Genomic DNA, 26,342 nt, shown 5'->3' with positions numbered 1-26,342 from the left:
CTGTGAACTCGCGGATCGAGGAAGTCCTACCGCTCTCCCCACTCCAGGACGGGCTGCTGTTCCACGCCCTGTACGACGCGGATGGGCCGGACGTCTATGTCGTCCAGCTGTCCGTTGAGCTGCGTGGCTCGCTGGATGTCGCGGCGCTCCGATCGGCCGCGGCGACGCTGTTGCGCCGGCACTCGAACCTGCGCGCCGGTTTCGCCTACGAAGGTGTCGACAAACCGGTCCAGGTCGTCCTGCGAGAGGTCGAGCTGCCGTGGACCGACCACGATCTGTCCGGTTCCGGCGATCCCGAAGCTGAGCTTGATCGGTTGCTGGCCGCGGATCGGGTCCGGCGGTTCGAGATGGACAAGCTGCCGCTCATCCGGTTCCTGCTGGTGCGGCTGGCACCGGATGTGTTCCGGTTCGTGATCACCAACCATCACATCGTGCTGGACGGGTGGTCCGGTGCGGTGGTGGCTCAGGAACTGTTCGCGCTCTACCTGACCGGTGGCGACGACTCGGGGTTGCCGCGAGTTGCGCCGTACCGGAACTATCTGGCCTGGGTGGCGGCGCAGGATCGCGATGCTGCGCGGCGGCAGTGGCAAGAGTCGCTGGACGGCGTCGAGCCGACGTTGCTTGCACCAGCCGATCCGGCACGGGCGCCGATCGTGCCGGCCGAGGTCGTCGTACCGCTGCAGAGTGGGCTCACGAGTAGGCTGTCGGTGCTGTCCAGGCAGCGTGGGACCACACTGAACACGGTCTTGCAGGCCGCCTGGGCGGTAGTGCTCGGGCGGCTGACGGGACGCGAGGATGTTGTCCTCGGCGTCACGGTCTCGGGCCGTCCGGCGGAGCTCGCCGGGGTCGAGTCGATGGTCGGCATGTTCATCAACACCGTGCCGTTGCGCGTCCAGCTCGATCCGCGGTTGTCGCTGACCGACCTGCTGACGCAACTGCAGACGCGGCAGGCCGAGCTCAGCGGCTACGAGTACCTCGGGCTGCCGGAGATTCTGCAGCTGGCCGGGACGGATCAGTTGTTCGACGCCGACTTCGTCTTCGAGAACTATCCGGTCGGTCCGAGTCGTGGCTGGGAGCTCGGTCCTGACCTCACGATCACCGACGTTCGGGGGGAGGACTCGGCCCACTTCCCGATCAGCCTGCTGGTCCTGCCGGGCGACGAGTTGCGCCTCCGGGTGGGCTATCGGCCGGACCTCTTCGCCGAGACTGAAATCCACACTCTGGTACGACGCTTCGAGTCCGTACTGCGCACTGTCGCGGACCAGCCCGATGTCGTGGTCGGCGACCTGGACGTGCTCGAACCGGCCGAACTCCAGCAGGTCCTCAAGACGTGGAACGACACCGAGCATGAGGTTTCGGCCAATTCGATCCCGGCGCTGTTCGAGGCACAAGTCACCAGGACCCCGGATGCGACTGCGGTCGTTTTCGAAGACACGACCGTCACCTACGCCGAACTGAACACACAAGCCAATCGGCTCGCCCGGCACCTGATCGATCGCGGCGCCGGCCCCGAGTCAGTGGTCGCGCTCAAGCTCCGACGCTCCGCAGAACTCGTCGTCGCCGTCCTGGCGGTCCTGAAGGCCGGCGCCGCCTATCTGCCGATCGATCCGGACTATCCCGCCGAGCGCATCGACTTCATGCTCGCCGACGCCCAACCGGTCGCCGTGCTGGACGAGAACGCTGTCCGAATCGCGCTGGAGGCCAGCTCGGCCGATGATCTGCTGGGGCCTGTTGAGCCCTCCTGCCCGGCGTACGTGATCTACACATCGGGGTCTACCGGCCGGCCCAAGGGGGTTGTGGTTGAGCATGCGGCGGTGGTGAATCGGCTGGAGTGGATGCAGGGGGAGTTCCAGTTGGCGCCGGGGGACCGGGTGTTGCAGAAGACGCCGTTCGGGTTCGACGTGTCGGTGTGGGAGTTGTTCTGGCCGCTGCTGACGGGCGCGACGCTCGTGGTGGCGCGACCGGATGGACATCGCGATCCTGCGTATCTGGTGGAGCTGATCCGGCAGCAGCAGGTGACCGTCACGCATTTCGTTCCGTCGATGCTGCGGGCGTTCCTGCAGGCTGACGGTGTCCGGGACTGCAGCGGTCTGAGCCGGGTGGTGTGCAGCGGCGAGGCGCTGCCGCCGGAGCTCGTCACGGACTTCTACGCGGCACTGCCGAACGTTGCCCTGCACAACCTTTACGGCCCGACCGAGGCCGCGGTCGACGTGACCGCCGCCCAGATCCGGCCCGGGGCAACGGTGGTGCCGATCGGCGCACCGGTCTGGAACACCCAGGTCTATGTGCTCGATGCCAGACTCCAGCCTGTCCTCCCGGGGGTCGTCGGCGAGTTGTATCTGGCCGGTCGGCAACTGGCCCGTGGCTACCTTGGCCGAACCGGGTTGACCGCTGAGCGGTTCGTCGCCGATCCGTTCGGACCGGCTGGGACGCGGATGTACCGGACCGGCGATCTCGTCCGCTGGAGCCTGGCCGGCGAGCTGGAGTTCGCCGGCCGGGTCGACGATCAGGTCAAGATTCGCGGCTTCAGGATCGAGCCGGGTGAGATCGAGGGCGTGCTCGCGCGGCACCCCGCCGTACGGGAGGTTGCTGTTGTCGCGCGGGACGACGGCGCCGGTGAGAAGCAGTTGGTCGCCTATCTGACGCCCGCTTCGAGGACCGGCGCGGATCGCGATGCTGCTCGTGAGGGGGTTGCGCTCGGCAACTGGGAGTCGGTCTACCAGTCTGTCTATGCAGACGCGGGAAGCAGTCCCCTGGGCGAGGACTTCTCCGGATGGACGAGCAGCTACGACGGCCGGCCGATCCCGCTGGAAGAGATGCATGAGTGGCGTAGCGGTGTCGTCGAACGCATCCGTGAACTCCAGCCGCGCCGGGTCCTCGAGATCGGTGTGGGCAGCGGGCTGTTGCTGGCCGAGCTGGCCGGTTCCTGCGAGGCCTACTGGGGTACGGATCTGTCGGCCGAGGTGATCGACGCGCTGCAAGCGCAGATCAGTGACGCCGGGCTGGCCGATCGAGTCGAGCTGCGGACGCAGGCCGCGCACCTCTTCGACGGGCTGCCTACCGGCTTCTTCGACACCATCGTGCTGAACTCCGTCGTCCAGTACTTCCCCGGCGCGGGCTACCTCGCCGACGTACTGCGGCAGGCCGTCGACCTCGTGATCCCTGGCGGCTCAGTGCTGATCGGCGATGTCAGGAACCTCCGGCTCGCGCGCACCCTGCAGGCCGGCATCGAGGAGCATCGCGACGGTGAAAGCTATGGCACGCGGGCCGAACGACGTCGGCGGGTGGCCCAGGGAGTCCTGCAAGAGAAGGAACTTCTGCTCGACCCCGACTTCTTCGCCGTACTGGCCGAGAGCCTGCCCGGCGTGACCGGTCTCGATGTCCAGCTCAAGCGCGGCAGCCATCACAACGAGCTCACCCGCTACCGCTACGACGCTGTCCTCCACAAGAAGCCGGTACGGCGAACTGCCGGTGCGCCCGTCTTGCGCTGGGGAACCGATGTCACCGAACTCGATGGCCTGAGCAACTATCTGGCGAACCGGAAACCAGAGCTGTTGCGGATCTCCGGCGTACCCAACCTCCGTCTGGCCGACGACCTGGACGCTCTGCGAGCCGTCGACGAGAACGGCCCGCGCCGACCGGGAAATGGTCAGGACCCGGAGACTTTCCAGCAGCTCGGCGCGGCCGGCGGCTATGCGGTCGCGACAACCTGGTCGCCCGGAGTCGGTGCTGAGGGCAACTTCGATGTCGTTCTTGCGGCCGGCACCGGCTTGGCCTGGGCCGAGACATGCCTGCGTTCGGGCGACGAGACGCTGGACCTCGAGGCTTATGCGAACGAGCCGGCCTTGCCTGGTGACAGTCAGGAGCTGATCTCCGAGCTGCGGTCGGCCGTTGCATCCGAGCTGCCGGAATACCTGGTTCCGGCAGCGTTCGTCGTACTGGATGCGTTGCCGTTGACGTCGAGTGGGAAGCTCGATCGGCGTGCGCTGCCCGCGCCTGACTTCGCAGCCGAGGTGAGCGGGCGGGGACCGCGGACGAGTCGGGAAGAGCTTCTGTGCGGATTGTTCGCCGAGGTTCTGGGGCTGGATCGGGTCGGTGCCGAGGACAACTTCTTCGCGCTCGGTGGCGACAGCATCGTCTCCATCCAGCTGGTCTCGCGCGCTCGCCGGGCCGGGCTCGGAATCACGCCGCGCAACGTGTTCGAGCAGAAGACCGTCGAGCGGCTGGCCGCTGTTGCCGTGCAGCTGGACGAGGCAGCCGAGCTGGTGCCGGATCACGGGACCGGCGAGTTGTTCGCGACCCCGATCATGCAGTGGCTGGCTGAACAGGACGGGTCAGCGGATCGGTTCAGCCAATGGTTGCTGCTCGACGTCCCAGCCGGGTTGCGACGGGATCAACTGGCCGCGGCCTGGCAGGCCGTCGTCGATCATCACGACGTACTGCGGCTGGTCGCTCGATCGACTGGTGCTGGCTGGTCCTTGGCTGTCCCCGCGGTGGGACGTTTCGAGGCGCCGCTTCGCCGGGTGGACCTGGAGGCGTTGGCCGAACTGTCGGCCGAGGTGGATGCGGCGGCGGGGCGACTGGCTCCGGCTGACGGGGTGATGGTCGATGCGGTCTGGTTCGACGGCGGACCGGATCGATCGGGCCGGTTGCTGCTTACGCTGCATCACCTAGTGACCGACGGGGTGTCCTGGCGGATTCTGCTGCCGGACCTGGTCGCTGCCTGGCAGACGGTCGCGGCGGGCGACATACCGGCACTGCCGTCGGTGCCAACGTCGTACCGGCGGTGGGCGGGGCACCTGCGCGAGCAGGATCGGATTGCTGAACTGCCGCACTGGGTCGCAACGCTTCAGACGCCTGGTACGGCGCTCGCCGCGCGACCGTTGGACCCGGCGATCGATCGGCTGGAACGCGTCCGTTCAGTGTCGGTGGAACTGCCTGCGGACCTCACCGATGCGCTGCTGGGTGAGGTGCCGGCCGCGTTCCACGCGACGGCCGACGACGTGCTGCTGACCGGGCTGGCGCTCGCGATCGACGAGTGGCGGAGCCGGAACCACACCGGTGGGACCGGCGTGCTGGTCGAGGTCGAAGGACATGGCCGCGACGGCGAGCTGGATCTGTCGGGGACGGTGGGTTGGTTCACCAGCCTGTTCCCGGTTCGGCTGGATGCTGCCGGTGCGACTGGTAGCGACGCGCTGAAGCGGATCAAGGAACAGTTGCGGATGACACCGGATCGGGGAGTGGGCTTTGGCGTGCTCCGCTACCTCAACCCGGAGATGGCCGAGGTGCTGGCCAAGCTCGCGACGCCCGAGGTGATGTTCAACTACCTCGGCCGGTCCGGGACTCTGCGGAGCGGTGATTGGTCGTTGGCCCCGGAGGCGGGCGATGTTGTGCAGGCTGCGCCGGACCTTCCGGCGACTCATGCACTGACTGTCAACGCTGGCGTGGATGACGGCGTACTGCGTGCCCAATGGGCCTGGCCAGAAGGCTTGTTCACCGAGGACGAGGTCCGGGATCTGGCGCAGAGCTGGGTCCAGGCCGTGACCGTGCTGGCCGAGCAGTCAGCCGCAGGCGGGTTCACTCCGTCGGACTTCGGTCTGGTGGATGTATCGCAGCAGGAGCTCGCGATGCTCGAGACCCGGTGGCCCCAGGTCAGCGACGTGCTGCCGTTGTCGCCGTTGCAGGGCGGGCTGTTGTTCCACGCGCTGTTCGACGAGCAGAGCGTCGATGTGTACGTCGTGCAGCTGGCGATCGATCTAGTCGGTGAGCTGGACGTTGAGGCGCTGAAGGCGGCTGCGGCGACGTTGTTGCGGCGGCATCCGATTCTGCGGACGGGCTTCGTCTCCGAGGGCCTGCGCGAGCCGATGCAGGTGGTGCTGGACGAGGTCGAACTGCCGTGGCGTGAGCTCGACGTGACCGAGGCTGAGCTCCAGCAGGTGACGAATGCGGACCGGCGGGAGCGGTTCGACGTCAGTCAGGCGCCGCTGGTGCGGTTCACCATGGTGCGGGTGAGCGATGGGCGATACCGGTTCCTGATGACTCACCACCACTTGGTGCTCGACGGTTGGTCGGGGCCGCTGGTGGCACGTGAGCTGTTCACGCTGTACGCGACCGGCGGTGACGACCGTGGGCTCGCCGACGCCACGCCGTACCGGGACTATCTGCGGTGGGTTGCCGAGCAGGACCAGGACGAGGCGCGCGGGTATTGGCGGCAGCTCTTGGTCGAGGTTGAGGAGCCCACGCTGATCGTGGCGCCGGACTCGACGCGGCTGCCGGTCGTGCCCGAGCAGCTGACCGTGCCGGTGCCGGCCGAGCTCGCCGAACGATTGACCGCTGTGGCGCGTGGTCGCGAGATCACGTTGAATACCTTGCTGCAGGCGGGCTGGGGGCTGCTGCTGGGCCGGCTGACTGGTCGCTCTGAGGTGGTTTACGGGGTTACGGTCTCGGGTCGGCCGGCGGAGCTTGCGGGTGTCGAGTCGATGGTCGGATTGTTCGTGAACACCCTGCCGGTCCGGCTGGCGCTGGATCCGGCGCGGTCGGTCGGCGATCTACTCGATGGGCTGCAGCAGCAACAGGCCGATCTGATCGCCCATCAGTATCTGGGATTGGCGGCGATCCAGCAGTTGGCCGGTGGTGGTGAGCTGTTCGACACCGGCTATGTGTTCGAGAACTATCCCGTGGGGCCGACGACCGGCTGGGAGCTAGGCGCCGACCTGCGGATCGCGGCGGTGAGTGGGCAGGACGCGGCGCACTTCCCGCTCAGCCTGCTCGTGCTTCCGCAGGACGGGTTGAAGCTTCGGCTGAGCTATCGGCCTGATCTGTTCACCGCGGAGGCTGCTGAGTCCGTTCTGCAACGGCTGATCCGGGTGCTGGAGACGTTCGTTGCGAAACCCGCTGCGCTGGTTGGACAGGTCGACGTACTGGATGTTGTTGAGCGGTCGCAGATCCTGGCGGACTGGAACAGCAGCACTGGGCCGGCCGCGCAGGCGACCTTGCCGGAGTTGTTCGAAGCGCAGGTACGACACAACCCGTCGGCGACTGCGGTCGTGTGTGCCGGTGAGTCGCTGACGTACGGCGAGTTGAACGCGCGAGCCAATCAGGTGGCGAGGTCCTTGGTGGCGCGTGGTGTGACGCCCGGATCCCTGGTAGGACTGGTGTTGCCACGGTCGCTGGACCTGGTTGTTGCGGTCCTCGCGGTGCTGAAGGCGGGCGCTGGGTATGTGCCGATCGATCCGGCCTACCCGGCCGAGCGGGTCGACTTCGTGCTGCGGGACGCGGCACCGGCGGTTGTGCTCACGGAGCTCGACGGCGAGGGACTGTCGACTGAGGATCTGGCGCCTGAGGATCTGGCGGCCGAGGACCTGACGATCGAGGGCAGCGATACGGCCTACGTGATCTACACGTCCGGGTCGACCGGCACGCCCAAGGGTGTGGTGGTGTCGCACCAGAACGTGGTGAGTCTGTTCCACGCGACGTCGGAGCTGTTCGAGGTCGGTCCGGAGGATGTCTGGACGCTGTTCCACTCGTACGCGTTCGACTTCTCGGTGTGGGAGTTGTGGGGTCCACTGCTGTCCGGTGGGCGCCTGGTGGTCGTGCCGTTCGACGTGACGCGTTCACCGGCCGAGCTGTGGGACCTGGTGCTCGCTGAGGGCGTGACGGTCTTGAGTCAGACGCCGTCGGCGTTCTACAACCTGACCCCGGCGCCTTCGTCGCTTCGGTACGTCGTGTTCGGTGGCGAGGCGTTGCAGTTCGATCGGGTGCAAGGGTGGCTCGAGGTGGGTCCGCAGTTGGTCAATATGTACGGGCTGACCGAGGCGACCGTGCATACGACGTACCGGGTGGTTGACGGCGGTGGATCCCTGATCGGGCGTGGCCTGCCGAACCTGCGGACGTACGTGCTGGACGAGTCGCTGCTGCCGGTCGCGCCTGGTGTGACGGGCGAGCTGTACGTCGCTGGTCCGCAGCTGGCTCGCGGATATCTGGGACGGGCGGCGCTGACCGCGGACCGGTTCGTGGCTGATCCCTTCGGAGCGGGGCGGATGTATCGCACGGGTGACTTGGTGCGGTGGACTGCCGACGGCGAGCTGGCGTATCTGGGGCGTTCCGATGCTCAGGTGAAACTGCGCGGCTTCCGGATCGAACTGGGTGAGGTCGAGGCCGCGGTGGTCCGGCACCCGGGAGTCGCGCAGGTTGCGGTGGTCGCTCGTGAGGGACGACAGCTCGTGGCCTATGTGGTGGGTCGCGGTCTTGAGCCGGCGTCGCTGCGGTCGGTGGTTGCCGAGGTGCTGCCGGAGTACATGGTGCCGGCGGCTTTTGTCGTGCTGGACTCGTTGCCGCTGACAACCAATGGGAAGCTTGACCAGCGGGCGCTGCCGGCGCCGGAGTTCCGGAGTACTGGACGGGCGCCGCGGACACCGGAGGAGAAGATTCTCTGCGGGCTGTTCGCCGCGGTGCTCGGTCTCGAGCGTGTTGGGGTCGAGGACAGCTTCTTCGCGTTGGGCGGGGACAGCATCATCTCGATCCAGCTGGTCAGCCGGGCGCGGACTGCCGGCCTGGAGATCACGCCGCGGATCGTCTTCGAACGCAAGACCGTCGAGGGGATCGCTGTTGCGGCAGGACAACTCGGTACGACGGTTGATGCGGTGGACGACGGAGCCGGTGAGCTGGCGTCGACACCGATCATGCACTGGCTCGCGGAGCAGTCAGGCTCGGCGGATCGTTTCAGCCAGTGGGTCCTCCTCCAGGTCCCGTCCGGCCTCGAGCGAACCCACATCACCAACGCCCTCCAAGCCGTCATCGACCACCATGACGCCCTGCGGCTAAGCACCCACCCTGTGCTCGCCGTTGGAGCGCCAGGCACGGTTGAGGCGCCAGTACGGCGGGTAGCGGTCGGCGCCGGCGAGCTGGCTGCGGTTGTGCAGGGGGAGTTGGAGGCTGCGCAGGAGCGGTTGGATCCGGCGGCCGGCGAGATGATCGAGCTGGTCTGGTTCGATGCCGGGCCCGAGCAGCCAGGCAGGGTGCTGCTAGTCGTGCATCACCTTGCGATTGACGGTGTTTCGTGGCGCATTCTGTTGCCCGATCTGGCCAAGGCTTGGCAGTGCGTCAGTGCCGGCGCCCCAGTTGCGCTCGATCCGGTGCGGACTTCGCTTCGCGGCTGGGCGGCTTCTCTGGAAGCCGAGGCGCTTGCCCCGGAGCGGGTTGCGGAGCTGCCGTTGTGGACAAGTGTTCTGGCCGGACCCGTTCCCCTGCTGGGGAATCGACCACTCGACCCTGCCCGCGATCGGGCGGATCAGATGCGGTCGCTGTCGGTCGAGCTGCCCTCCGACCTCACCGCACCGCTACTGGGTGAGATCCCAGCAGCCTTCCACGCGGGGATCAACGACGTACTGCTGACCGGTCTGGCAGTTGCCGTTGGCAACGGTGCCACCCTGGTTGAGGTCGAGGGCCACGGTCGTGAAGATCTCGGTGCGGCGCTCGACGTGTCCCGCACGGTCGGTTGGTTCACCAGCCTGTACCCGGTCCGGCTCGACCCCGGGGGCAAGGACCTCGGCGAAGCGCTGAAGCGAGTCAAGGAACAGCTCCGAGCGCTGCCCGACAACGGCATCGGCTTCGGCCTGCTGCGCTACCTCAATCCGCGAACCGGCCCGGTGCTCGCCGACCTCGGCCGCCCCGAGATCCTGTTCAACTATCTCGGCCGCACCGGAGCACTGGACACCGGCGACTGGACACTCGCGCCCGAAGCAGCGGCGGTGACACCACTGGCTCCCGACCTTCCGGCGACGCATGCACTGTCGATCACCGCGGCCGTCCACGACGGCGTACTGCGCGCGACCTGGTCCTGGGCCGACGCGGTGCTGACCGAGGCCGCCGTACAGGAGCTTGCGGACGCTTGGATTCAAGCTCTCACCAGTCTGGTCGAGCATGCGCGGCAAACCGGCGCGGGTGGCTTCACACCTTCGGACCTGCCCCTGATCGAGCTCAGCCAGGACGACATCGACAAGATCGAGCAGGGTCGCCCGGACGTCGAGGACCTGCTGCCGCTGTCTCCGTTGCAAGAGGGCTTGCTGTTCCATGCCCTGTACGACGAGGAGGGGCTGGACGTCTATCTCGTCCAGCTCACCGTGGATCTTGAAGGCACGTTGGACGCCGGCGCATTACAGGCAGCCGTGGCGACGCTGCTCCGCAGGCACGCGAACCTGCGCGCAAGCTTCGTGTACGACGGCCTGTCGCGGCCCGTCCAGGTGATCAGCCGGCAGGTCGAACTTCCGTGGGAGGAGCACGATCTGTCCGGGCTGGACCCGTCCGCTCAGGAGGCGGCGCTCGACCGGCTCACCGACGCTGACCGGATCCGCCGATTCGATGTGGCGCAAGCGCCGTTGATCCGGTTTGTCCTCGTCCGGTTGGCGCCCGGCCGCTACCGGTTCGTGGTCACCAACCACCACCTGATCCTGGACGGTTGGTCGAGCCCACTCCTGGCGCGCGAACTCTTCGCTCTATATGTGAGCGCCGGCGACGATCGAGCGCTGGCGCCGGTGACGCCGTACCGGGACTATCTGACCTGGGTGGCGGCACAGGATCGGGAAGATGGACGGCAGCGCTGGCGCGACGCGCTCGCCGGGCTCGATGGGCCGACGATGATCGCGCTGCCTGACCCGGTGCGTGAACCGATGGTGCCGGAAGAGGTCACACGGGTCCTCGACGACGGCCTGGTCGCCCGGCTGACCAGCTTGGCCCGCAGTCGCGAGGTCACGCTGAACACCGTGCTGCAAGCGGCGTGGGCGATCGTGATGGGACGGCTGACCGGTCGCGACGACGTGGTTCTGGGCATCACGGTGTCCGGTCGGCCCTCGGATCTGACCGGTGTCGAGGCAATGATCGGATTGTTCGTCAACACGCTGCCGGCGCGGGTCCGGCTCGACCCGGCGGCTTCGTTGGGTGAACTGCTGGACAGCACCCAGGGACAGCAGACGAACCTTGGCGCGCATCAGTACCTCGGGCTGACCGAGATTCAGCAGGCGGCTGGGGCGGGGGATCTTTTCGACACCGACATGGTGTTCGAGAACTACCCGCTCGGTCCGGACAGCGGCTGGGATCTCGGCCACGACCTGCGGTTCGTCGACGTGCGGATGCGCGACGCCACCCACTATCCGCTGACCCTGCTGGTGATTCCGCAGGACGAGCTGCGTCTGCGGCTGGGGTATCGGCCGGACCTCTTCGATCAGCAGTACGCCGACCGCGTGCTCACGCGGTTGGTCCGGGTGCTTGAAGCGTTCGCCGCGGACCCGGAGACCCTGGTCAGTCGGGTAGACGTCCTGGAGCCGGTCGAGCGCGAGCGGGCGCTGGGCGTTGCCGCCGAGCCCTGTGGTGGCACGCTGCCGGAGCGGTTCGAAGCGCTGGCTCGGGAGACACCGGACGAGGTGGTGGCCGGATGGGAGCTGCTGACCTACACCGAGCTCGACCGCCGGGCCAACCAGTTGGCGCACCGGTTGATCGAAGAAGGCGCCGGGGCTGAGTCACCGGTCGCTGTGGTCATGCCGCATTCTTCCGAGTTGGCGATTGCGACCCTTGCGGTGCTGAAGGCCGGCAGCGTGGTCATTCCGGTCGACCCGGAGCGTCCGTTCCGCTGGATCGAGACGGTCTTCGACAACTCCCAGCCGGTGCTCGCGGTGACCACGGTCGACAGCGAGTTCGCCGTACCGGGTGCTGCTGAGCAGGTGCTGATTCTGGATGAGATCGACCTTGACGACTACTCGGCCGACTCGCTGAACGAGTCGCTGTCGCCGCGTCAGGTTGCCGCGATCGTCTACACGGTGGACTCGGTCGAGGCTCCGGACGCGGTGGTGAGCGAGCACGGTGCGTGGTCTGGACTGCCTGTGTACGACGCCATTCGGCCGGAGCTGACTGGGCGTCGTACCGGGGAGCTGGTGTTGGACAGCAACCTCGCACCGGTTCCGTCTGGCGTGGTGGGTGAGGTCTACGCTGCTGGACCGAACCTGGCGCGGGGCTATCTGGACCGAGCCGGACTGACTGCGGAACGCTTTGTCGCCAACCCCTACGGCCGGCCGGGCGATCGGATGTATCGGACCGGCGAGCTGGCCCGGTACGACGACGCCGGCCGGCTGACGGTGGTCGGCCGGACCGATGACGTGGTCAGGCTTCGCGGCCACCGGATCGAGCCCGCCAAGATCGAGTCGACACTCCAGCGCCACCCGACCGTGGCCCGCGCGGCGATCGCCGTACGGGCAGATCAGGCGGGTGCCGAACGCTTGATCGGGTACGTCGTCCCTGCCGCAGGCCGGACGCCGATCCTCGCGGACCTGCGGGAGTTCGTCGCCAGCGTGCTGCCGGAGATGTTGATTCCGACTGCGCTGGTGACGCTCGACGAGCTGCCACTGCAGTTGAACGGCCGGCTGGATCGGCAGCTGCTGCCGACGCCGGACACCGCCGTACCGGCTGTGCGACGCCATCCGTGGACACCGCAGGAGCGCGTGCTGTGTGATCTGTTCGCTGAGGTGCTGGGCCGGTCTGAGGTTCGTCTGGACGAGTCGTTCTTCGATCTCGGCGGCTACTCGCTGCTCGGCATCCGGTTGGTGACGAGGATCCGGACTGTCCTTGGTGTCGACCTGTCTGTTCGCGACCTGTTCGCCGCGCCGACGGTCGCCCAGCTGACCAAACGGTTGGACAGCAGCAGGGAGATCGGTGACGACGGACTGCAGATGATCCTCCCGCTGCAAACGGCGGGCGCCGGGCCGATCGTCTTCTGCGTTCACCCTGGCGGTGGCCTGAGCTGGTGCTACGCAGGCCTGGTCAGTCAGCTCGGTCAGGATGCCCGGCTGTTCGGCATCCAGTCCCGCGGTCTGGCTGCGGACACCGAACTGCCGCGGACGACGGCCGAGATGGTGGCCGAGTACGCGGACCGACTCAGGCAGCAGCAGCCGCATGGCCCGTACCGGCTCGTCGGTTGGTCGTTCGGTGGGAAGATCGCGCACCAGTTGGCTGTCGAGCTGCAGCGCCAGGGCGAGCAGGTGGAGCTACTTGTTGTCCTGGACAACTATCCGCACCGCGAGCCCGCCACCGAGACGCGCCCGACCGAACAGGCTGTCCTGCAAGCGATCGCCGAGAGTTTGGGCGACGCACGGACCGACGGCACCGAACTGAGGCGCGACGACATCGAGGAACGGGTGCTGCTGCAGGGCAGCGAGGTGACAGGGGTCGGGAAGGACCGGATCGCCGCGTTCGTCGACATCTACCTGAACAACTGGACCTTTGCCCAGGAGGTCACCGACGGTGTGTTCGGCGGTGACCTCGTGGTGCTGACCGCTGGGCGCGGCCGGCCGGCCGGATCGGTCGGCTTCGAGGCCTGGGAAGAGTACGTGACCGGGAGCGTGATCCATCAGGCGATCGACTGCGGTCACGACGAAATGATGAATCCAGAACCCCTGGCGGAGATCGGCTCGATCCTCGCCGGGCTTTTGCAGAAACCGCATTCGGAAGGAAACCTCTGATGTCCAATCCGTTCGATCGTGACGACAAGCCGTTCTTCGTGCTGGTGAACGACGAGGGACAGCACTCGCTGTGGCCGGCCTTCGCCGAGGTGCCGGCCGGCTGGACCGTCGTGTTCGGCCAGGCCGACAAGCAGGCCTGCCTGGACTACGTCGACCAGAACTGGACGGACATGCGTCCGAACAGCCTGATCGAAGCAATGGACAAGTAAGTGGCCGACTCGGTGCTCGAACTCCCCGACGACGCGGCCGCCGAGGTCGCGCGGGTGGCCGGCCTCCTCTGGGCCGAATCCGGTCTGGTCGACGACGTGGCCTGGATCGCGGCGGCTCGAGCGGCCTGGGAAGACCTGCCTGGCCTGGTCCGACGGCAGATCAGGGAGTTCCGCCGCGACTCCGGTCCGGGCGGGGCGCTTGTCCTACGCGGCTTGCCGGTCGGTGACCAGCTGCCGGAGACCCCGTCGACCAGCGACTCGGTGCAACGCGAGACCAGCGTGCCGGCCGCCGTTCTGGCGATGATCGCGTGTGGGCTGGGCGATCCGGTCGCCTATGCGCGCGAGAAGCACGGTGCGCTGGTACAGGACGTCGTACCGGTGGCTGGAAAGGAAGAGGTGCAGGGCAACGTTGGATCGGTCGACCTGACCATGCACAACGAGAACGCCTTTCATGACCACCGGCCGGACTTCGTGATGCTGCTGTGCCTGCGTCCGGACCACGACCAGATCGCGTGTCTGCGGGTCGCGTCGATCCGCGAGGCACTGCCACGACTGTCCTCGCAGGCTCGGGCGGTGTTGGCTCATCCGGTCTTCCGGACCGAGCAGCCATCATCGTTCGGGACCGCGACGGGAGCGGCCGAAGCGCACGCCGTACTGGTGGGTGCTGGTGACGATCCGGATCTGCGGGTGGACTTCGAGGCGACGACGGCGTCGGACCCGGAGGCCAAGCAGGCGCTTCGGGAACTCTCGTCGGCACTGGATGCGGCCAGCCGCAATGTCCGGCTGCTGGCTGGTGACTTGGCCATCGTGGACAACCGGATCGCGGTACACGGGCGGACGTCGTTCCGGCCGCGGTACGACGGAAGGGACCGATGGTTGCAACGCACGTTCGCCGTCGCCGACCTGCGCCGCTCGCGGGGCCTGCGCCGGGCCGATGGCTATGTACTGGCTGATTGAGGGACGGGGAGCCTGATCTTGTACGACATCATCGTGGTCGGCGGTCGTTGCGCCGGAGCGTCTGTTGCTTTGCTCGCGGCCCGGGCCGGGCTCAGCGTGCTGGTGCTCGAGCGCGCCGCCATGCCGAGCGACACGGTCTCGACGCACCTGGTGCATCAGCCGGGCGCTGCACTGCTTGCCGATTGGGGTGTGCTGGATGCGGTCGCGGCCAGTGGCTGCCCACCGATTCTGCGCAGTGGCTATCGCGTCGGCGACATCAGGCTGGAGGGTTCTGCCCGGCCGTTCAAGGGCCAGCAGGCTGCTTATGCACCGCGCCGCAACGTGCTTGACGGAGTGCTGGTGGACGCGGCGATCGCAGCCGGCGTGGAGTATCGGGACCAGGCCACGGTCACTGGACTGCTGACCGAGGATGGGCGGGTTCACGGCGTCCGCTTCCGTACTCCGAAGGGCGGCGTACAGACCGAGGAGTGCCGGCTGTTGGTGGGCGCGGACGGGATGCGGTCGTCGGTCGCGCGGTTCACCGGGGCGGCGATGGCCAGCGAGGACCCGACCCTGACCTGTGTCTATTACTCCTACTGGGCTGGGCTGCACGATCGTTTCGAGCTGTTCGAGGCGCCTGGCCGGTTCGCGGGGCTGGTGCCGACCCATGACGGGCGATCCGTCGTTTCGGTGTACTTCCCACAGTCGGAGTTCGAGACGGTACGACGTGACTCCCGCCGCATCTATGTGGAGAATGTCGCGCAACTGGTGCCGGAGCTGGCCGATGCGACAGTGGACGACGAACGCTTCGGCAAGCTCTATGCGATCGGTGACCAGCGCAACTTCTTCCGGCAGGGGCACGGCGCCGGCTGGGTCCTGATCGGCGACGCATGGCACCACAAGGACTCGATCACGGCGCGCGGAATCTCCGACGCGTTCCTGCAGTCGGACCTGTTCGCGTCGACTGTGCTGCCGAAACTGCCTGACCCGGTCGAGCTCGACGCGGCGCTGGCGACGTACGACGTACTGCGTGGTCAGGAGCTCGTCGAGTCGTACCGCAACACGTTGTCGGTGGCCAAGCTCGACCTGCAGGAGGAACGGTTGCGGTTGCTGCGGCACGTCGCCGCGGATCCGGCCTTGGTCCAGGACTACTTCACCGTCGTCTCCGGCGGGTTGCCGGTCGGCGAGTTCTACTCGGCCGAGCTGCTGGCCGAGGCCCTGAACTGAAAGGTAGGAGATGGGAATCTCAGAGATCGCCGAGCGGTACCACGACCGCGGCTGGGTGGTCCTTGCCGAGGGCATCGATCAGCAGACGCTGGCTGAGCTACGCGACTCGGTGACGCGGATCAGCGCGCTGGAACGCGAAGAGGTTGTGCACGAGACCGGTGGTGAGGTGGTCCGCGCGCTGCACGGGTGTCACCGCTTCGACGATGTTTGCGCCCGGCTGGTCCGGCATCCGCGGCTCGTCGACCTGGCCGAGGCGCTGATCGGCGATCAGGTGTACGTCTACCAGTTCAAGGTCAACCTGAAGAACCCACGGGTCGGGCAGCAGTGGCCGTGGCACCAAGACTTCGCCTTCTGGTCCATCGAAGACGGCATGCCGGCGCCGGACGCGGTCAACATCGCGATCAACCTGGACGAAGTGCACGAAGGCAACGGTCCGCTGACTGTGCTCACCGGCTCGCACGCGCTCGGCGTTGTCGGGCAATCCGGCTCGGCGGCGAGCGGTGACTGGCGGCAGCATGTGTCCGCCGACCTCGCGCACAGCGTGCCCGCGGATCTGGCCGCCGAGTTGGCCACCAAGCACCAGCCGGAGCAACTCGTCGGCCCGGCTGGTGCAGTGGCGGCCTTCCATCCGAACATCGTGCACTCGTCGTCCGACAACCTGTCGGCCGATCGGCGAACCGTCCTGTTCATCACCTACAACTCGATCAAGAACGTCCCGAGCCGCGTGAGCCGGCCGGAGTTCCTGGTCGACCGCGACACCACACCGGTCACCAAACTGGCTCAGTGATTTTGCACGTTGGTGCAATTCGGTAGCCCGGAGGTCGCCGCGTCCGCTACGGTCCCGCGGGGGATTCATTCGGCAGCGCTACCTGGTGGGGACTTGTGAACATCGATTTCGGACTTGACGCGACCTTCTCGTGGTACGTCGTGCTGCTGATGATCAGCGGTGTGGCGATGGTGGTCATCGCGCTGGTGAAGGGCGGCGAGCAGTCGGACGGGGCGCGGATCCTGAGCGGCGTCGTGGGCGCGGCCTTCCTGGGGTACGGCGTCTTCCTCGGCTTCATCTCCGAGGGCGACAGCTACTGGATGTTCTTCCAGGCCTTCTTCCTGCCGGCCCTCCTGGTCGTCAACTTCGTCCGCGGCCTGCTGGCGCGTCGGTCGGAGAACTCGCAGCAGCAGTAGGGTTCCGGGATGGGTTTGCTCGTCCTGCGCAGTGCTGACCATCGACGGGTGCCGTGGAAGAACGGTCTCGGCGTCACGTACGAGGTCGCGCAGTCGGAGGGCGTCTGGCGGTTGAGTTTCGCCGAGGTCGACCGGCCCGGGCCGTTCTCCACCTTTCCGGGGGTGGATCGGATCATCACGCTCGCCGTGGGTGCGCAGCTTGCGCTCACGGTGGACGGCGTCGTCCAGGTGTTGCGGCCGTTCGAGCCATTCGCGTTTGCGGGGGAAGCGGAGGTCGCGGCCGATCCGTCGGCGGCGACTGTGAACTTCAATGTGATGACGCAGCGGGGGCGTGCTGCAGCCGAGGTCATCTGCCTGCAGATCACGGGTGTGGCTGGGGTGCGTGATGCCGACTTTCTCGCAGTGCTGGCCGGAGCGGTTGAGGTCGACGGGGTGGAGCTCGGCCGGCTGGATGTCGTTCAGGGGTGGTCTGGCGTTGCGCGGCTGACGGGTGACGCAGTGGTGGCAGTCGTCAGGATCACCGAGTAAGTCCTCCGTCGGTGAATTCGGGCAGAAAGTGCGGGCGGTCCGGGCAGCCTTAACTCGGAGCCCGGGTTGCCACCCCTGAATCTGGTTAGCCTGACGAGATGGTTCAACTCGTTGCCGAAGGACCCGAGTACGACGCCGCTGTCGCGATCTGGAACGGCGCTGTCACGCAGCGCCCGGCCCTCGTCGCGTTGTGTACGACGACCGCCGACGTCCAGGAAGCGATTGCGGAGGCGCGCGAGCGCCGGCTGCCGCTGTCGGTCCGCGGCGGTGGCCACGACTGGGCCGGGCGTGCGCTTCGCGCCGGCGGGCTGGTCATCGACCTGACTCGGATGCGGCAGGTTTCGATCGCCACCGATGTCGCCACGGTGGGTGGGGGCGCGACCGCTGCCGACGTCGCCGAGGCTGCGGACCGTGAAGGGCTTGCGGTTGCGACCGGAACGGTGGGCACGGTCGGTCTGCTGGGACTGACGCTCGGTGGAGGTTACGGGCCGCTGAGCGGACGGTTCGGATTGGCTGCCGACAATTTGCTGGGGGCCGAGGTTGTGCTTGCCGACGGCAACGTCGTACAGGCTGATGCTGAGCTCCTGTGGGCGTTGCGTGGTGGCGGCGGCAACTTCGGTGTGGTCACCTCCGCCACCGTGGCTCTGCATCCGTTGGCTGAGGTGCTTGCGGGCTCCTTCACGTTTCCGTGGGAGGAGGCCGAGCAGGTGTTGCGCGGGTACGGCGAACTCCTCGACGGCGGGCCTGATGAGCTCACCTCGGTGATCGCCGTCGTCGGCGGTCCCGACGGCACCCCGGCGGTCGTCGTGTCGCCGACCTGGTCCGGTGACATCGCCGCCGGCAAAACCGTCCTGGATGCCTTCGGCCGGCTGGGTACTCCGCTGAACGCCTCGGTCGACGTGAAGTCGCCGCTGGCCAAGCTCCGCGAATTCGACGGTGCTTTCCCGGACGGCGTTCACTACGCGATCCGGACCCGCAACGTCGCCGGCTTCACCCCCGAGGTGGTGTCATCGCTGCTAGAGACGTACGCCGCTCGCGCAACCCCCGGCACCTTCCTGAACATCCACCACTTCCACGGCGCGGCCACCCGGACCCCCATCGAGAGCGCCGCTTTCGGTGTCCGCGAGGACCACTTCATGGTCGAGTTCATCGAGATCGGTGGTGACGGCAGCTGGCCCCGTACGGCGAGCGTCGCGCTGGCGCCGTACGCGATGCCGGGTGGTTATCCCAACCTGCTCGGCCCGGACGACGCGACGCAGACCGCGGTGGCGTACGGACCGAACGCCGTACGGCTCCTGGCGCTGAAGGAGTACCTCGACCCGCACAGCGTGTTCAGCGCGACCCCGCTGCCGGGACGCTGATGTATCACCGCGGCCGGCTCGCGACTCCGACAATCAAGCCGGTGGTGGCCGGGTGATTTTGTGCTGCATTCTTGAATTCCGCAAACAAGCGTTTTGCGGGAACAATTCCTGACATTGGGCTCTTGCTCAATGCTGAGTGTGCATGCTTGCATTCCCCCAGTAATCGGAAACTATTTTTCCGGCTAGCCATTTTCCTTAAAGGGGGGAATCCGATGCCACGACTGTCTTTGCCCGCCCGCTTCGCAGCAAGTCTGTTGATGCTGGCGGGTTTCCTCGTTGCTGTAACACCTGCCGACGCCGCGGTCCCGGACCGCAAGGGCTGGGCGCTGTGGAACGACCCGGCCGCCGCCGTCATCCCGACCGGGACCTGGCCGGCCGGTAGTTCGGTCGTCCCGACGTCGTTCGGTCGCTACCAGGTCAAACTGGTCGGCCAGGGCGCGCCGCAGGGCGTCGTCCACGTGACGGCGATCAACAACGCGCCGCACTGGTGTCAGGCAGAGAACTGGGGCCAGTCCGGTCCCGACGAGATCATCAACGTCGCCTGCTACCGAGCGGGTGGCTCACTGGATGTCTCGAGCTTCAGCGTCTTCTTCGTCCGCGCTTCCGGTGGGCCGGCCCCCGGCCCGTACGGGTACGTCGACTCGCCTGCCGGCGGTGGGATCATCAGCCAGTACAACTCGGCCGGTGCCCCCAACACCTCGACCAACCTCGGGGTCGGGCAGTACCAGGTGAAGTTCCCGGGCCTGGTGGCCGGTGGAACTCTCGACGGCAGCCTGCAGGTGACCGCGGTCAACCCGCAGCAAGGAGCCCGTTGCAAGATCCGCAACTGGGTCTCCAGCGGCGGTGGCCAGGACGTCAACGTGCTCTGCTTCAACGGCGCCGGCGCCCTGCTGAACACCCGCTTCACGGTGACCTACCAGTACAAGGTCTCCCTGTACGGCGCGGCCATCCCGCCGAAGTACTACGGCTACTTCCTCAACCAGCCGCCGGCCGGACCGCCCTCGACCAACCTGAACTCGGTCATGGGCCTCGGCGCCAACACCATCCTTGCGGCCGGCACCGGGCTGTCCCTGGTGACCTTCCCGAGAATCGCCTACACCCAGAACACCGTCCAGGTCACGGCCTACGGTTCGAACTCCAACTTCTGTGGAATGAACACGTTCTGGTTCAACATGTCGTCCGGCCCCGACCTCGTCGTCCGCGACGTCAACTGCTTCACCAACGCCGGCGCCCCGGTCAACACCGGCTTCACCATCAGCGCCAACTCCATCCTCTGACCCCTGTCTCCATCTCCTGATGGAAGGAACCGAGCCCACGTCCTTGGCGGCCGTGGGCTCGGTTCAGCCGCGCGTGCCGGTCCAGATGATGCGGTGTGCGAAGGCGCCGTTCGTGGTCGCCTTCTGACGCCGAGCCTCGTCCAACTCGGGTTGGGCGGTGCCGAGATCGGCGGCCAGCGCGTAGACCACCTCGAGGATGTCGGCGAGTTCTTCGACGGCGTCGTCGTCGGTGGCGGCGAGGAACTCGGTGACTTCTTCGGTGAGCTTGGCGCGGAGGCGGTTGCGGTATTCGGCGGGGTCGGCTTGGTAGTAGGTGGGGTCTTCGCCGTGGGAGCGGACGATTTCGGGGATGCGGTCGCGGACGAGCTTGCTGGTGTTGGTCACCTGGGCAGCGTCGCAGGCGCCGCGGACAGTTTCGTCCCCGGTCACCCTTGAGCACGGGTCAGTCACCAGCCGCCCGAGAAATGCCTGACCCGTGCTCAAAGCGCCCCGGGCGCGCGGCCTTGAGCACCGCTCAGTCACCATGCGGGCCGAAAAATGGCTGACCCGTGCTCAAAGCGTGGCTGCTGCCTCAGGCCAGTCCGGCGGCTTTGAGGATCAGGTCTCGGACGGCGGTGGCCGCGATGAGACCTTCGGGGGCTAGGTCGGGGTCGGTGCTGAGGAAGACGGGGCCGTCTTCGGGGTTGGCGGGGAGGCGGCCGTGGGAGCCTCGGACGGGTGAGGGGTCGAGCGGGACCACTTGCATGGTGTAGCGGAAGCCGAGTTTCTTGCGGAGGAGATAGGAGGCGGCTCGGGGTTTGACGAGCGGGTCGGCCGGGTCGAAGAAGAGTTCCGCCGGGTCGTAGCCGGGTTTGCGGTGGATCTCTACGGCGCGGGCGAAGTCGGGGGCGTTGGCGTCGTCGAGCCAGTAGTAGTAGGTGAACCAGGCGTCAGGGTCGGCGACGACGACCAGTTCGCCGGCGCGTTCGTGGTCGAGGCCGTGACGTTTCTTGCCTTCGGCATCTAGTACTTCGGCGACTCCGGGGAGGCTGGTCAACAGCTTCGCCACGGCATCCACATCAGCAGGATCGCGAACATACACGTGGGCGATCTGGTGGTCCGCGACGGCGAAGGCTCGCGACGCCCAGGGGTCCAGGTACTCCATGCCGTCCTGGGTGTGCACCTCAAGAAGACCCTCGCGACGCAGCATCCGGTTCACGTCGACCGGCCGGCTGACATCCGTGATCCCGTACTCCGACAGTACGACGACCGTCGCGCCCCGAGCCTCGGCATCGTCGAGCAGCGGCGCCAGTACGGCGTCCAGTTCGATCGCGGCCCGTGTTGCCTCGACCGACGAAGCGCCGTACCGCTGCAGGTCGTAGTCCAGGTGCGGCACATACGTCAGCAGCAGATCCGGCGAATCCGTGGCGAGGATGTCGCGCGCCGCATCAACGATCCACTGGCTCGACTTGATGCTCGCAGTCGGCCCCCAGTAGTTGAACAGCGGGAAATCACCGAGCTTCCCAACCAGCCGATCATGCAACGAGACCGGCCGCGTGTAGGCGTCCGGCGCCTTGCGTCCATCCGCGTAGTAGATCGGCCGCGGCGTCACCAGCAGGTCGGTCTCCGCGCCCATCGCATACCACCAGCAGACGTTCGCGACCTTGTACGACGGGTCGCTGCGGCGGGCGACGTCCCAGACCTTGTCGCCCTGGATCAACCGGTTGTGCTGCCGCCACAGGAGGACCTCACCGAGATCCCGGAAGTACCAGCCGTTGCCCACAATTCCGTGCTCGGAAGGCAGCGTGCCGGTCAGGAACGTCGCCTGCGCCGAACACGTCACCGCCGGCAGGACCGTCCCCAGATTCCTTGTCAACGGCAACGATCGCAGTCTCGGCATCTTCCGCAGCAACCGCGGCGTCAGCCCGACGACATCGATCACAACCACTTGCCGGGTCATAAGGCCTCCAGACCTAGAGCAACGATGCGAGAGCGCAACCACGCCAGCTCACCGGCGATACCCTCCGCGAGCTCAGCAGTGTCACGCGGCGACGACGGGAGCACGGACCACGTGTAGGTCTCCGACTCCAAATGCTGAGTGCGAGGATGCGCTCCGCCCACGAGATAGCCGAGCGATTCCTCCAGTACGTCGGTTGTGCTGCTCAACGGCGGTCGCGGCGCAGCATGCACCGGCACATGGAAATGCACCCGCCAAGCGTCGCTCCCGGCGAGCTGATCGAGCGCATCCAGATTGTCGATTCCCGCCCCACCGCGCTCCCGCGTCTGATGCAGGAACTTCGGCTCAGCAAACTCAGCCAGCAACCGGCGAGCCTCAGCATCACCCGGGTCGGCCACATGCAACGCAGCCGACACCTGACTCTTCACGACAGGCACCCCAAAGCGATCCAGCACCGCGAAAGCCGCTGCCGGTTCCTCGAACTGCACCGCGAGATGACACGTGTCGAGACACAACCCGATCCGCCCATCCGCGCCGTACGGGGCGAGCCATTCCGCGCCCTGCGGCACCAGCTCGATCACGCAGCCCGGCTCGGGTTCGAACGCGACGCGGATCTGGCGACCGGTCGACTCCTCAACCCGCGCGAGATGCATCTCCAGTCGGCTCACCGCCGCTCGCGCCCGCGTGTCCTGCTCACCAGTCCACGGCGTTCGCCAAGCCAGCGGCAGCGTCGAGATCGACCCGTACGCCGCATCCGGCGGAAGCAGCTGAGCCAGTACGTCGACCAGGTTGCGCGTGTAGTGGAGTCGTTCGGGCTGAGTCCAGTCCGGCAGATAGACCTTCTTGCCAACCACCTCGTCGTGGAACCCGGCGTACGGGAAGCCGTTCAGGGTCACGACCTCCAGCCCGTTCCTTCGGAGTGCCTGTTGCAGCCGCTCCAGCGCGTCCTCGGAGTTCGCGAGCTGATCGGCCAGTTGATGCGCGAGCCACAGCCCCACCCCGAGAACCGGTACGTCGAGCTCCTTCCGCACCAGCGCGGAACAGCCGTCGAGTTGCGCGATCACGCCGTCGAGATCCTCGGCCGGGTGAACGTTCGTGCAGTACGCGAGATGGACGAGCGAACCGTCCGGATGCCGAAACCTCATGCCCTGGCTCCCCGCAGAATCGAGTTCCCGGCGTACGTTTCGGCCGGCTCGACCGAGCTCAGATCGAGCCGCCCGGACTGTCCGTAGAATTCGACCGGGTTCTGCCACAGCACCTTGTCGACGTCGTCGTCGGTGAAACCCGCGGCGAGCATCGCCTGGCCGGTCGCGTACGTCCGCAACGGATCGGAGCGACCCCAGTCTGCAGCCGAGTTCACCAGGATCCGCTCGGTCCCGAAGCGCTGCAGGATCGCGACCATCCGGTCCGGGTCCATCTTGGTGTCCGGGTAGATCGAGAAGCCCATCCAGCATCCCGAGTTCGCGACCTCCTCGACGGTGACCTCGTTCAGGTGATCGACCACGACATACGACGGGGCGATCCCCGATTCGCGCACGACGTCGAGCGTTCGCGTCGTACCGGCGGCTTTGTCGCGGTGCGGCGTGTGCACGAGCGCGGGCAGCCCGAACCGGACCGCGAGCTCCAACTGCTGCGCGAACACCTCGTCCTCGGCCGGTGTCATCGAGTCGTACCCGACCTCGCCGACGGCGACCACCCCGTCCTTGGCCAGATACCGCGGCAGTACCTCGAGGATCTCGCGGCAGCGCGGGTCGTTCGCCTCTTTCGGGTTCAGGGCGATCGTGCAGTGATGCTTGATCCCGTACTGCGAAGCGCGGAACGGCTCCCAGCCGATCAGCCCGTCGAAATAGTCGACGAACGCGGCGGCGCTGGTCCGCGGCTGACCGAGCCAGAAGGCCGGCTCGACCACCGCCTGGACACCGTGCGCGGCCATCGCCGCGTAGTCGTCGGTGGTCCGGGACGTCATATGGATATGCGGGTCGAAGATGCGCATCGGTCCAGTTACCTCTCGGTCAGGTACGGCGTGAGATCGGCGGGTACGGCGCGGCCGGCGGCCCTCCTCTCGGCCGCGAAATCGGACATCATCCGAATCAGTTCGGCGTCGGCCCGGTGCGGCAGGCCGTCGACCTCGGCCAGCGGGATTCCGGAGAAGACACATTTCAGGACCGCCTGCCGAAAGGTTGCTGGCAGCAACTTCTCGGTGGCGTACGGCGACCCGAGGGCGGCGGTGATGAGCCTCGGATCATTGGTGCGGATCGCGTCGTCCAGGAGGTCAACACCCTGTGCGCTCATGGTGGTGGCGACCTCGTCCAAGGCGAGCGCCTTGAGGACAGCACGTTTCTCGGCAGCGTCGCCGTACCGATAGATCTCGGTGATCTCCAGGGCGCTTGCAGTAGCTAGTAGCACAGCGCGGGCGGCCTCGTCGGTGGTCCAGCCGTTGCCGAGCGGTTCGCGACCGACGATCCGGCCGACGGCCGGAAACACCTCGGCCAGCGGCCGGTCGCGGAGGGCGGAGACGTCAACGGGAAGGTCGGCGGCCCTCATCGTTGGGCCTCGCGCAGCTGTGCTTTTTTAAGGAAGGTTAGGGAGTCGCGCGCGATGGTTGGCGCGGCGTGTGAGTGCCGGGGGAGTTCGACGGCGACGAGACCGGTGTACTGCACTTGCCGCAGGGCCTCGAACACCGGTGGGAAGTCGACCTCGCCGGTCCCGAACTCAAGATGTTCGTGAACGCCTTGAACCATGTCGTCGATCTGCACATTCACCAGGTACGGCGCTCCGGTGCGGATGCAGTCCGGTGGTGTCCGCGACTCGTTGCAGACCAGGTGGCCGATGTCGAGCGTGAGCCCGAGCGCGTCGCTGCCGACCTCGGCCCGCAGCTTGAGATAACCGGCCAGGTCGTCGACGAGCATGCCGGGTTCCGGTTCGAATCCGAGCCGCACTCCGCGGTCGGCGGCGTACGCGGCCAATCGTTCGCAACCGGCAACGAGCCGTTGCCAGCCAACGGTTGGTTCCACGTCGGGCGGGAGGATGCCGGACCAGAACGAGACCGCCTCGGCGCCGAGATCGGCCGAGATCTGGATCGCCCGCTGCAACAGGTCGATCCGCTGTTCGGCGCCGTCGGTGTGCAGCAAGGTCGGCGCATGCTTGCGGAACGGGTCGAGGATGTAGCGAGCGCCGGTCTCGATCACCACGCTCAGTTTGTGCCGCTCCAGGAGCCGCCCGACCTCAGCGGTGCGCTCACGCAGACCGGGCGCGAACGGGTCGAGATGGTTGTGATCGAGGGTCAGCGCGACCCCGTCGTACCCGAGGTCGGCGATCACGGCGAGCGCTTCCGGCAACCGGTGGTTCGCGAACCCGTTGGTCCCATAACCAAGCCTCATGTCGACGACACCTTCTTCGCCAATGCCTTCACCAACGGAAACGCCAACGCCAGTCCGGCCCCGAGTTTCGGAGCTCCTGCTCGCGAAACCCACGCCGCCTGCAACGGCACGAGCCCGTGAATCCCTGCACCCACGGCTGTCCGGATGTGCTTGGCATCAGGCTCTTTCGCAGCGGCCGCCTGCGCCGGTACGACGGATCGGGCGAACCATCCTGCGAGCGCAGCCGTCGTCACCTCGCTGACCGTTGTCCGCCGCGTCGGGCTCCACCCCGAGCTTCTTGCTGAGCTCGCTCGTCGGCCGGCAGCGCTTGCTGTCAGCGCGGCGCTCACCGCCAGGCTCAGCCGCGCAGGAATCGGCGTACCGCCATGCACCTCACCCCGCGACAACGTGGTGACACCCAAGATGTGCGCGCCAACAGCGAGCGCCGGCGCCAATGCCCGTCGCCGCTGATCGCCGGCCCCCACCAGTACGTCGATCGCCCGCGCCGACGCCATCACCGCCGGCCCTGCCACCGTGTTCTTCGCGACCACGTCATAAGTCCAAGCAGTCGCCGCCAGCGCAGTAGATGTCACCAGCGCCGACCGCCCACCACTAATGGCCGACAACACCAGCCCACCCGCGGTCAATCCCGCCGCCACGTTGAACGCAGTCTGCGCCGAAACCCGCCCCGATGGAATCGGCCGCTCCGGCCGCTCCACCGCATCAAGCTCGCGATCAGCCCAGTCGTTCAACGCCATCCCAGCCCAGTAGATGCAGATGGAGGACGCCGACAACCCCACCAACCGCCCCACCCGCAAATCC

Annotated in this window: 16 protein-coding genes; 9 read left to right on the top strand and 7 right to left on the bottom strand. The window is 67.1% G+C overall.

The features are described from left to right. The first annotated feature begins 2 nt into the window (after nt 1-2). The 9 genes from E1263_RS07930 to E1263_RS07890 all read left to right on the top strand — a co-directional run bounded on the left by E1263_RS07930 (nt 3) and on the right by E1263_RS07890 (nt 20,225). Nucleotides 3-13,505: a non-ribosomal peptide synthetase gene (locus E1263_RS07930; RefSeq protein ID WP_132166529.1), complete on the top strand. Its 13,503-nt coding sequence runs from the start codon at nt 3-5 to the stop codon at nt 13,503-13,505. Further along, complete coding sequence (locus tag E1263_RS07925; protein ID WP_272949652.1) at nt 13,505-13,714, top strand: MbtH family protein; 210 nt, start codon at nt 13,505-13,507, stop codon at nt 13,712-13,714. The genes E1263_RS07930 and E1263_RS07925 overlap by 1 nt, the downstream gene beginning before the upstream one ends. After that, the gene (locus tag E1263_RS07920; RefSeq protein WP_132166527.1) at nt 13,715-14,671 is read left to right on the top strand and encodes a TauD/TfdA family dioxygenase; all 957 of its coding nucleotides are present in this window, start codon (nt 13,715-13,717) and stop codon (nt 14,669-14,671) included. It abuts the gene before it with no gap. A gap of 18 nt (nt 14,672-14,689) precedes the next feature. Next, the gene (locus E1263_RS07915) at nt 14,690-15,877 is read left to right on the top strand and encodes an NAD(P)/FAD-dependent oxidoreductase (RefSeq protein ID WP_132166526.1); all 1,188 of its coding nucleotides are present in this window, start codon (nt 14,690-14,692) and stop codon (nt 15,875-15,877) included. 10 nt (nt 15,878-15,887) lie between these two features. Continuing rightward, nucleotides 15,888-16,664: a phytanoyl-CoA dioxygenase family protein gene (locus E1263_RS07910; protein ID WP_132166525.1), complete on the top strand. Its 777-nt coding sequence runs from the start codon at nt 15,888-15,890 to the stop codon at nt 16,662-16,664. Nucleotides 16,665-16,759: 95 nt separating this feature from the next. Next, on the top strand, nt 16,760-17,059 hold the full coding sequence (locus E1263_RS07905) for a hypothetical protein (RefSeq protein WP_132166524.1): 300 nt from the start codon (nt 16,760-16,762) through the stop codon (nt 17,057-17,059). A 9-nt stretch (nt 17,060-17,068) separates the two neighbouring features. Then, a complete protein-coding gene (locus tag E1263_RS07900; RefSeq protein WP_132166523.1) occupies nt 17,069-17,587 on the top strand; it encodes a HutD/Ves family protein in 519 nt (172 codons plus the stop codon). Between the two features lie 98 nt (nt 17,588-17,685). Then, entirely contained in the window at nt 17,686-18,948 is a 1,263-nt protein-coding gene (locus E1263_RS07895) for an FAD-binding oxidoreductase (protein ID WP_132166522.1), read from the top strand. A 212-nt stretch (nt 18,949-19,160) separates the two neighbouring features. Further along, the gene (locus E1263_RS07890) at nt 19,161-20,225 is read left to right on the top strand and encodes a hypothetical protein (protein ID WP_132166521.1); all 1,065 of its coding nucleotides are present in this window, start codon (nt 19,161-19,163) and stop codon (nt 20,223-20,225) included. Nucleotides 20,226-20,288: 63 nt separating this feature from the next. On the opposite strand, the gene E1263_RS07885 is transcribed toward E1263_RS07890, so the two are convergent. The 7 genes from E1263_RS07885 to E1263_RS07855 all read right to left on the bottom strand — a co-directional run. Continuing rightward, the gene (locus E1263_RS07885; RefSeq protein ID WP_238161120.1) at nt 20,289-20,609 is read right to left on the bottom strand and encodes a nucleoside triphosphate pyrophosphohydrolase; all 321 of its coding nucleotides are present in this window, start codon (nt 20,607-20,609) and stop codon (nt 20,289-20,291) included. A 187-nt stretch (nt 20,610-20,796) separates the two neighbouring features. Continuing rightward, entirely contained in the window at nt 20,797-22,164 is a 1,368-nt protein-coding gene (locus E1263_RS07880) for an alkaline phosphatase family protein (protein ID WP_132166519.1), read from the bottom strand. Next, nucleotides 22,161-23,306: a metabolite traffic protein EboE gene (gene eboE, locus E1263_RS07875; protein WP_132166518.1), complete on the bottom strand. Its 1,146-nt coding sequence runs from the start codon at nt 23,304-23,306 to the stop codon at nt 22,161-22,163. The genes E1263_RS07880 and eboE overlap by 4 nt, the downstream gene beginning before the upstream one ends. After that, complete coding sequence (locus tag E1263_RS07870) at nt 23,303-24,154, bottom strand: TatD family hydrolase (RefSeq protein WP_132166517.1); 852 nt, start codon at nt 24,152-24,154, stop codon at nt 23,303-23,305. The genes eboE and E1263_RS07870 overlap by 4 nt, the downstream gene beginning before the upstream one ends. 8 nt (nt 24,155-24,162) lie before the next feature. After that, nucleotides 24,163-24,705, bottom strand: coding sequence for an EboA domain-containing protein (locus E1263_RS07865; protein WP_132166516.1), 543 nt, complete (start codon nt 24,703-24,705; stop codon nt 24,163-24,165). Next, nucleotides 24,702-25,541: a sugar phosphate isomerase/epimerase family protein gene (locus tag E1263_RS07860; RefSeq protein ID WP_132166515.1), complete on the bottom strand. Its 840-nt coding sequence runs from the start codon at nt 25,539-25,541 to the stop codon at nt 24,702-24,704. Before E1263_RS07860 ends, E1263_RS07865 begins: the two co-directional genes overlap by 4 nt. Next, a partial coding sequence (locus tag E1263_RS07855; protein WP_132166514.1) for an SCO3242 family prenyltransferase occupies nt 25,538-26,342 on the bottom strand: 805 nt, incomplete at its 5' end. The genes E1263_RS07855 and E1263_RS07860, both read right to left, overlap by 4 nt.

Source organism: Kribbella antibiotica (genome assembly GCF_004349055.1).
Taxonomy (GTDB): domain Bacteria; phylum Actinomycetota; class Actinomycetes; order Propionibacteriales; family Kribbellaceae; genus Kribbella; species Kribbella antibiotica.
The sequence above is the reverse complement of the archived record's forward strand: the minus strand, read 5'-3'. Positions and strand labels throughout refer to the sequence as shown.

What these genes read in the sequence shown, in the direction of transcription:
- E1263_RS07925 (WP_272949652.1), top strand. Translation starts at nt 13,505, where the DNA reads ATGTCCAATCCGTTCGATCGTGACGACAAGCCGTTCTTCGTGCTGGTG.
- E1263_RS07910 (WP_132166525.1), top strand. Translation starts at nt 15,888, where the DNA reads ATGGGAATCTCAGAGATCGCCGAGCGGTACCACGACCGCGGCTGGGTG.
- E1263_RS07900 (WP_132166523.1), top strand. Translation starts at nt 17,069, where the DNA reads ATGGGTTTGCTCGTCCTGCGCAGTGCTGACCATCGACGGGTGCCGTGG.
- E1263_RS07895 (WP_132166522.1), top strand. Translation starts at nt 17,686, where the DNA reads ATGGTTCAACTCGTTGCCGAAGGACCCGAGTACGACGCCGCTGTCGCG.
- E1263_RS07890 (WP_132166521.1), top strand. Translation starts at nt 19,161, where the DNA reads ATGCCACGACTGTCTTTGCCCGCCCGCTTCGCAGCAAGTCTGTTGATG.
- E1263_RS07880 (WP_132166519.1), bottom strand. Translation starts at nt 22,164, where the DNA reads ATGACCCGGCAAGTGGTTGTGATCGATGTCGTCGGGCTGACGCCGCGG.
- eboE (WP_132166518.1), bottom strand. Translation starts at nt 23,306, where the DNA reads ATGAGGTTTCGGCATCCGGACGGTTCGCTCGTCCATCTCGCGTACTGC.
- E1263_RS07870 (WP_132166517.1), bottom strand. Translation starts at nt 24,154, where the DNA reads ATGCGCATCTTCGACCCGCATATCCATATGACGTCCCGGACCACCGAC.
- E1263_RS07865 (WP_132166516.1), bottom strand. Translation starts at nt 24,705, where the DNA reads ATGAGGGCCGCCGACCTTCCCGTTGACGTCTCCGCCCTCCGCGACCGG.
- E1263_RS07860 (WP_132166515.1), bottom strand. Translation starts at nt 25,541, where the DNA reads ATGAGGCTTGGTTATGGGACCAACGGGTTCGCGAACCACCGGTTGCCG.